1 protein-coding gene is annotated in these 2,491 nt (G+C 25.0%); it reads right to left on the bottom strand.

Annotation, left to right across the window (positions count from 1 at the left end; all coding sequences use genetic code 4):
- Nucleotides 1–94 precede the first annotated feature (94 nt).
- Nucleotides 95–2,344 carry a hypothetical protein gene (locus tag T401_RS07325; RefSeq protein ID WP_033179063.1) on the bottom strand — a complete coding sequence of 750 codons (2,250 nt, stop codon included), beginning with the start codon at nucleotides 2,342–2,344 and terminating at the stop codon, nucleotides 95–97.
- Nucleotides 2,345–2,491: the final 147 nt, after the last annotated feature.

The following is a 2,491-nucleotide window of genomic DNA, read 5'->3' on the forward strand; positions in this document are numbered from 1 at the left end:
AATTTTTTTTCAAAAAATCAAGAAAAATGATTGTTTTTCAATAATTTTTAGAAGAAAAAAAGTTGAACTTAATCAACTTTTTTAATTTCTTTTTTTAATTCAAAAGGATTCAATATGGCTCTATTTGTTGAGCACTAAATTTAACTACTAAATAGTATTTGTCACCTTTTTGTGTGATTGATAAAGCTTTTTGATTAGGATTTTTGCTGTTTTGAATTCCAGGAAGAACACCATTTTTCTCACTTGCTTTTTGAAGGAATTCTTCATCAAATACAATTCCATCAAAGTTATTATTTGAAGTGTTTTTAGTAGCACCAAAAACAAGAGTTTTTGAACTGGTGTTGTATTTTACATACCCAAAGGTTGTTCAGGCTTGATTTGTCTTTAATTCATTAATTTTAGCAATGGTTTCAGGACTTAAAGTACCACTTACAATGCGATTTTCTTTAGCTTTAATATCTAAAGAAGTATTGCCTTCTTCAAATGGCTTAAATCCTTCAAAAACCTTGTTATATGTGTATATTTTATTAGTGATATTATTTTTAAAAACAAATGATAAAGTCTTCTTGCCAATTTTTCAATTTTGAATTTCTTCAGGGGTTTTTAAATTAGTTTTAATTGATAAAAAGGTAATAAATGAATCAGTATCAATAAGATTTGAATTAGCTTTTAAAGCTAAAGTTAGATTTTTAAATTCGACTTCATTTGGCATTAATGTTTCTTTATTATTAATAGTTACGTTAATTTCATTTATATAATCTTCAAAACGAGGCCCACCACTAATAATTTGGGTTGTTAATGTTTTTGGATTTAAGTCATTTTGTTTGAAAATATTAATTGTTGTTTCAATTGAATTTGTTTCAGCATTAAAGGTTGAGGTTCAAATATTTTCTTTATTAAAATTAGTAATTCCTTTTGATAATAAGAAGTTTTCATCAACGGCAATTGAATTTTCATCAATTTGTCCATTTTCACAATATAGTAATTGAATATCTTCAATGTTATTGGCAATTTCTTCTGCAAAATAACGGTTTTCGATTTTTAATTTACTTAAAAATACATCTAAATCAGCATCAGAAATTTTTTCAATTGGCTGAAAACCTGAGACTGAAAATTCATAATTTTCGGTTTCAGCATTTCCAATAACACCAGTTTTTTCTAAAGTTGCTTCAAATTTAATGGTATTTGTATCATAATCAATTTGTAAAGGTCTAATTTCATTAAAGTGTAAACCAACTTTATTTAATCAATTTGATGCATCAACCACTTCATTGTTGATAGTAATTTTTGTCATCATTTTGTTTTTAATTTCTTCGCTAATTGGTTCATCGATTTTAAATGATTTAATTGAAATATTTTCTTTATCAGTAAAATCAATATTGATCAATAGAAATTCTTCTAAGAATTTTCTATCAATTTCTGGTAAGAAAGAAGTTTTTAAAACAATTTCTTTTTCTTGGGTGGTAAAGTTATTATATGTTAATGATATTTTTCCTTTTATATTAGTTCCATCAAAAGATTCATTATTAGCATCAAAAACGTATTTAAAGTTAGCAGTTAATGAAGAAGGAATATATTTGTTAGGATTACTTATTCGATATTCAAAAGTTCCTTGATCAATTGCAAATTCTGAGATGGTATAAGTTTCTGGATAAATTTCGCTTCCAGTATATACATCTCAAATCTGAATAGTGGTGTTAACATCTTCTAAAATTGAAGTAATGTATTCATTTGAGATTTTAAAGTTGTCTAATAATAAAGTTTTAGTATCAGAAACTAGATCTTGATATTCTGGTTTTACAAATTTAAGATTAAAACTAATTTCTGCATTATTTTTTGTCTCATTTTTATTGACAATTAAATTTTCGATTTTGTAATGAGTTGGATTTAAATTGTTAAAGATGATTTTGTCATTGACAACATCTTGCAATGTTGTTTCTTGTTGTTGTGGATAGCTAAGCGTTATGGTGTTTATTACTTGATCCAAATGTTCTTTGGTATATTTAATATCTAAAAAGCCTTGAATTACAAAAAGATTATTCTTTTTAACAATCTTTTTGTCGCTTTTCAAATTGGCATCAAAATAAATTTCTAAGCTATTCTTTTGAGCAATCAATTTAGTGATTTGAATGTCCAATTCTGAAGCATTAGTAATTACAATTTGTTGATTTGTAATTGAATTTGCATTCATTTCGTTTTTATTTTCAACATCAAATTGGACTTGATTTATTAATTGATTTAGCTTATCTTGTTTTTGTTTTGTTGTGTCTGTACAAGAACTGGCAATTGGTACAATTGCTAAAGAAGCAATAGTTAATGGCAATATAATTTTAAATTTTTTCACTTTTCACTCCTAGTTGTTATTCAAATAAATTTTATTAAATTTTTAAAATAATAGGTCTCATCCAATATAAGGAGTGTTGATAAAACACTTCTTTTTAATTATTTACATTTTCAAAGGTTCAAAATGAGAGTAAAAGAAAATCTATTA

The sequence above is a fragment of the Mycoplasma anseris ATCC 49234 genome, assembly GCF_000702805.1.
GTDB lineage: Bacteria > Bacillota_I > Bacilli_A > Mycoplasmatales > Metamycoplasmataceae > Metamycoplasma > Metamycoplasma anseris.